The organism is Micromonospora parastrephiae, assembly GCF_016802865.1.
In the GTDB taxonomy this organism is placed as follows: Bacteria; Actinomycetota; Actinomycetes; order Mycobacteriales; family Micromonosporaceae; genus Micromonospora; species Micromonospora parastrephiae.
This window is the reverse complement of record NZ_JAEVHM010000272.1, coordinates 1-5570: the sequence shown is the minus strand read 5'-3', so window position 1 is coordinate 5570 and position 5570 is coordinate 1. Positions and strand designations below refer to the sequence as shown.

At 74.0% G+C, this 5570-nt stretch carries 4 protein-coding genes and 1 pseudogene; 3 read left to right on the top strand and 2 right to left on the bottom strand.

Annotation, left to right across the window (positions count from 1 at the left end; translation table 11 throughout):
* Nucleotides 1–1048: 1048 nt before the first annotated feature.
* On the top strand, nt 1049–2164 hold the full coding sequence (locus JNW91_RS32825) for a WG repeat-containing protein (RefSeq protein ID WP_309244514.1): 1116 nt from the start codon (nt 1049–1051) through the stop codon (nt 2162–2164).
* A 44-nt stretch (nt 2165–2208) separates the two neighbouring features.
* Nucleotides 2209–3207, top strand: a complete 999-nt coding sequence (locus JNW91_RS29060) for an aldo/keto reductase family protein (RefSeq protein ID WP_203178690.1) — start codon at nt 2209–2211, stop codon at nt 3205–3207.
* A 49-nt stretch (nt 3208–3256) separates the two neighbouring features.
* Here JNW91_RS29060 and JNW91_RS29055 read toward each other — a convergent pair whose 3' ends face one another.
* A complete protein-coding gene (locus tag JNW91_RS29055) occupies nt 3257–4054 on the bottom strand; it encodes a site-2 protease family protein (RefSeq protein ID WP_407664407.1) in 798 nt (265 codons plus the stop codon).
* Nucleotides 4054–4254: a hypothetical protein gene (locus JNW91_RS29050; protein WP_121652208.1), complete on the bottom strand. Its 201-nt coding sequence runs from the start codon at nt 4252–4254 to the stop codon at nt 4054–4056. Before JNW91_RS29050 ends, JNW91_RS29055 begins: the two co-directional genes overlap by 1 nt.
* A 315-nt stretch (nt 4255–4569) precedes the next feature.
* On the opposite strand from JNW91_RS29050, the pseudogene JNW91_RS29045 reads away from it, so the two are divergent.
* Nucleotides 4570–5570: pseudogene (locus tag JNW91_RS29045) on the top strand (bifunctional adenosylcobinamide kinase/adenosylcobinamide-phosphate guanylyltransferase); the annotation flags it as partial.

Below are 5570 nucleotides of genomic sequence, written 5' to 3'. Positions count from 1 at the left end.
CCCGCGCCGCCCGCGCGACCGGTCTCGGCACGCCCGCGGCCCCGGTCCCCGCTCCACCCGCGGCCTCGGTCTCCGCACCGCCGGCGCGACCCGTTTCGGCACCTCCCGACGTGGCGGCGCCGCCGGGCCGGTCTCCGCGCCGCCGGCCGGGGATGTCGACGGCGATCCCTGGCGCGACGACGACGCCGCACGCGGAGAAACCGCAGGCGGACCGACAGCACTCGGGCCGGTGTCCGCCCCACCGGCACGCCCGGTCTCCGGGATGCCGGGTGTCACGCCGCCCCACCAGCACACCGGATCCGATCCCGGGCCTGCCGACCGCACCCCCGACGTCTTTCGCGCTCCGACGGACGCCGCCGATCCCGGGGCAGCGGCCCAGCCTCCGTCGCGCCGGTGTCGGACGAGCACGGTCCGGCAGCCGAGGCCGCCTCCGTCCCGCCCGACCACGACGCGGAGTGGCCCGACCCGGAAGCGCCCGCGCCGCCGGTGTCGGCGGCACCGCCCGTCTCCGCACCACCGGTGTCGGCGGCACCGCCCATGTCGGCACCGCCCGTGTCCGCACCACCGGTGTCGGCGGCACCACCCGTATCCGCACCACCCGTGTCGGCACCACCCGTGTCCGCGCCGCCGTTCCCATCCGGACCGGTCTCCGCACCACCCGCGTCCACACCGTCGGCACCCGTCTCCGCACCACCCGCCTCGACGACGCCCGTATCCGGCGCACCTGTCTCCGGCGCACCTGTCTCCGGCGTCCCCGTATCCGGCGTGCCGGCGCTGGCCGTTCCCGGGCCGCGGGCCGGGTCGCCCGGGGAGAACACGTCGTGCCCGCGCCACCGCCACCCCGCCGGAACCGACCCGGCCGTCGCTGGGCGACGAGGGCGACCCGGAGCAGGTCCTGGCGGCGTACCGCTGGCGGCTGGACCCGGTCACCCTGCGCGAGGAGCTGACCGAGCCGGACGAGCTGCGGGCCATCCGGCGGCGGCTGACCGGGAAGTTGGGCTCGGCCGTCGACAACCGGACACGGGCGCGGCTGCTCAGCCTGCGGGCGGTGACCTCCCGGATCCTCGGCGAACTGGACGACGCGCTGGCCGACGGTCGGCTCGCCCTCACGTACGCCGAGGCCACCGGCGAGCTGCGCCGGACCGCGCTCGCCCAGGCCCGGCTGGCCCACGTGCTGCGCTGGCGCGGCGACTTCCCCGAGGCCGACCTGCTGTTCGCCCGGGCGAACTCGATCGAACTGCCCGACCGGTTGCGGGCCGCCCTGCACGAGCACGCCGGACGGTCCTGCTACGACCAGGGGCGGCTGATGGAGGCCTGCCACCACTTCGAGCGGGCACTCGACCTGCGCGGCGCCGGCGACGCCGAACTGCTGGACCGGATCCGGGTGGCCCTCGACGCGGTCACCGCCCGCGCGTCGGCGGACGGCTTCGGGCCGTACCCCCGGAGTCGGGACGACATCCTCGACCGCGACCGGCCCCCGATGCCGGGCCAGGACGGACCGTTGTGGGGGTACACCGACCCGGACGGTGACCTGGTCATCCCCGCCCGGTACGCGGAGGTGCAGCCGTTCCACGACGGGCTGGCCTGGGTGCGCCGCCCGGACACCGACCGGTGGTCGCTGATCAACCTGCTCGGTACGACGGTGATCCCGCCGTCGTACCGGATGGCGCGCCCGTTCAGCGACGGCCTGGCGTGGGTGGTCGGCGACGGCGGCTGGACGGCCATCGACGCGACCGGCGCGGTGCAGGTGCCGCCCAACTTCGCCGACGTGCGCCCGTTCCGGCGTGGTGTGGCCGCGGTGCGGCGGGAGGGGTGGGGGGCCGTCGACCGGAACGGCCGGATCGTGGTGCCCACCCGCTACCACGGCTTCAACACGGAGCTGGCCGATGGCGAGCAGGTCGACGGGTTCACCGACGAGGGCCTCGCCGTCGTCGACGTGGCGGGTCGGCGCGGCGTGGTGGACCGCACCGGGGCGGTGCTGGTGCCGCCAGCGCATCCGATGCTGGTCATCCACCCGGTGGCGTTCCTCGTCGGCAGCCCCACGGGCCGGTGGGGCGCGCTGGACCGGCGGGGTGAGCCGCTGATCGACCCGGTGCACCGCGACCGGGCCGCGGTCCTCGCGGAGATCGACCGGTTACTCACCGACGCGAATCCGGTGCTCTGAGTCGCCGTTCGGCGATGTTGATCCACCGGAGCTAGGGTCGGGACATGGAATTCCGACACCTGGGCCGTTCCGGCCTGATGGTCAGCGAGATCTCGTACGGCAACTGGATCACCCACGGTTCGCAGGTTGAAGAGGACGCCGCGTTCGCCTGCGTCCGGGCCGCCCTGGACGCGGGGATCACGACCTTCGACACCGCCGACGTGTACGCCGGCACCCGAGCCGAGGACGTGCTCGGCCGGGCGCTGCAGGACGAGCGCCGCGAGGGCCTGGAGATCTTCACCAAGGTCTACTGGCCGACCGGGCCGGGCCGCAACGACCGTGGCCTGTCCCGCAAGCACATCATGGAGTCGATCAACGGCTCGCTGCGCCGGCTGCGTACCGACTACGTGGACCTGTACCAGGCCCACCGGTACGACTACAGCACGCCGCTGGAGGAGACGATGGAGGCGTTCGCCGACGTCGTGCACTCCGGCAAGGCGCACTACATCGGGGTCTCCGAGTGGACGGCGGAGCAGCTGCGCGCCGCGCACCCGCTCGCCCGGGAGCTGCACATCCCGCTGGTCTCCAACCAGCCTCAGTATTCGATGCTGTGGCGGGTCATCGAGACCGAGGTCGTGCCGGCCAGCGAGGAGCTGGGGATCGGGCAGATCGTCTGGTCGCCGATGGCGCAGGGCGTGCTCTCCGGCAAGTACCTGCCGGGGCAGCCGCCGCCGGCCGGTTCCCGTGCCACCGACGAGAAGTCCGGCGCGGGTTTCATCTCCCGGTTCATGAACGACGACGTGCTGACCCGGGTGCAGCAGCTCAAGCCCATCGCCGAGCAGGCCGGGCTGAGCATGGCCCAGCTCGCCGTGGCGTGGGTCCTGCAGAACCCGAACGTCTCCTCCGCGATCATCGGCGCATCCCGCCCCGAGCAGGTGCACGACAACGTGAAGGCGGCCGGGGTGAAGCTCGACGCCGAGCTGCTCAAGGCGATCGACGAGATCGTCGAGCCGGTCACCGAACGGGACCCGGCGAAGACCGAGTCTCCCGCGCAGCGTCCCTGACGCCGGCCCGGTCCGGTCGGCGCGCAGGTGCGCCGACGGACCGGTCAGGTCAGCTCTGCCAGAAGCGGATCAGGTCGAGACCGGCCGCGTAGAGCCACGACGGCAGGCCGAGCAGGTCGCCGACCGCGAATACCGCGTCGAAGAACCAGCCACCGATGCGCGGGTTCCACAGCAGCGCGAAGAGCAGCAGGAAGCCGTACGGGGCGAAGAGGTCGTACATCCGCCGCCACTGCGGGTTGAGCCACGGCTGGATCATGTTGCCGCCGTCCAGGCCGGGCACCGGCAGCAGGTTGAGCACGCTGGCGGTGAGCTGGAGGAACGCCAGCAGCGCCACCCCGGCCCAGAACTCCACCGTGCCGCCCGACTGCGTTCCGAGCCGCACCGCCAGCACCAGCAGCAACGTGAACAGCACGTTGGTCGCCGGGCCGGCGAGGCTGACCAGGGTGTGCCGCAGCCGCCCCGGGATGGCGTGCCGGTCCACCCACACCGCGCCGCCGGGCAGGCCGATGCCGCCGAGCAGCACCACCACCACCGGCAGCACGATCGACAGCAGCGGGTGGGTGTACTTGAACGGGTTGAGCGTCAGGTAGCCGCGGTGGGCGATGTCCCGGTCGCCGGCACGGTAGGCGACCACCGCGTGGGCGTACTCGTGCAGGCAGAGCGAGACCAACCAACCGGAGACCACGAACAGGAACACGTCGAAGCGGACGTTGCCGTAGCCGTTCCAGGTCAGCACGCCACTGACCGCGAAGAGCGCGACCAGGCCGAGGAAGACCGGGCTGGGCCTGAACGCCGCCCTGGGCACGCCGAGCACCAGCCCGTCGGCGCCCGGCCGGTCGTAGCCCATCATTCGGCCGTGGGCAGCAGGCTCATCCGATACTCCACCCGGTCGTCCTCGACGAGCGCGACCGAGGTGACGCCGGACGCCGCGAGCTCCCGCCAGGACTGACCGATCCAGGATTCGGCGTCGGCCTGGCTGCCGAACGACTCCGCCGGTCCTTCGACCGTCTGGCCGTCCGTGCCCTCGTACCGCCAGCTCCACGCCATGCCGCGTCTCCCCTCGCCGCTGAAGTCCCCGTGGGACGAACCCTCGCCAGCGTAGTCGGCCCCGGGCCCGACGGCCGCTCGCTCGCCCCCGCCGCCGACCCAAGGGTTGATCAATCCCCCTCGGCGCGCAGCACCGACAGCGGGTGTTTCGACTACTACGCGGGGCCGGTACGGGCCAGCGCCCCCGGCGCGTGCGTGAAGTGGGGCGGCGCCGCGGCCGGGGAGCTACGGCAGCGGCTTCGAGCACTGCGACTGACCGACCGGGAGCGCCGGGCCGGCAGGCAGGGCGACCCCGGTCGGCCTTAAGGTACGGGCATGTCCGTTGACGGGTGGAACACGGTCCTGGTGCTCGGCGGTACCCGGTCCGGCAAGTCGGAGTTCGCCGAGTCCCTGGTCACCGACGCGCCGGTGGTCCGCTACCTCGCCACCGCGCCGGAGGGCGACCCGGAGGACACCGAGTGGGCGACGCGGCTGGCGTCGCACCGCGCCCGCCGGCCGGGCAGCTGGAGCACCGAGGAGACCGCCGAGGACCCACGCCGGTTGGCCGACGTGCTCGCGTCCGCCGAGCCCAACGAGACGCTGCTCGTGGACGACCTGGGCGGCTGGGTTACCGTGCTGCTCGACCCCGACCACCAGCCCGCCGACGACGTGGCGACGATCGCCGAACTGGCCGAGGCGATCCGCACCTGCTCGGCGCGGGTGGTGCTGGTCAGCCCGGAGGTGGGGCTGTCGCTGGTGCCGACCACGCCGCTGGGTCGGGCGTTCACCGACGCGCTGGGTGCGGCGAACCGTGCGGTCGCCGACGCCTGCGACGCCGTGGCGCTGGTGGTCGCCGGCCAGCCGGTGTGGCTGAAGCCGACCGACACCGTCGTGCCGGCGGTGCCCGCGACGGCGCGGGTCGGGTCCCGTCCGGTTCCGTCGAGCCCGGCCGACACCGACACCGAGCCCACCCCCGAGGTGCAGCTGCCGGACGTGCTGACCCACCCGGCACCGGTCGCCCCGAACCAGGAGGCCGGCAACCCCTGGGCCGCGCCCACCATGGCGCTGCCGATGGTGGCCACCGGGCTCGTCATCCAGCCGGGCATGGAACTTCCGATGCCGACGAGTACACCGGCCCGCAGGCGGTCGACCGTCTGGCCACGCTGGACGTGCCCGGCGCCGGGCTGGGCGTACTGGACCGGGTGGTCGGCTTCGCCGCCGCCACGCAGGCCACCCCGACGCCGGTCCCCTGGGGCTCGGTGCGGGTGCTGCTGCTGCACGGCGACCACGCGGGCGGCGCGTCGGCCGGCACCGTCGCCGGTGAGTCGACGCGCCGG

Coding starts and splice junctions, on each gene's coding strand:
- JNW91_RS29060 (WP_203178690.1), top strand. CDS start 2,209: ATGGAATTCCGACACCTGGGCCGTTCCGGCCTGATGGTCAGCGAGATC.
- JNW91_RS29055 (WP_407664407.1), bottom strand. CDS start 4,054: ATGGGCTACGACCGGCCGGGCGCCGACGGGCTGGTGCTCGGCGTGCCC.
- JNW91_RS29050 (WP_121652208.1), bottom strand. CDS start 4,254: ATGGCGTGGAGCTGGCGGTACGAGGGCACGGACGGCCAGACGGTCGAA.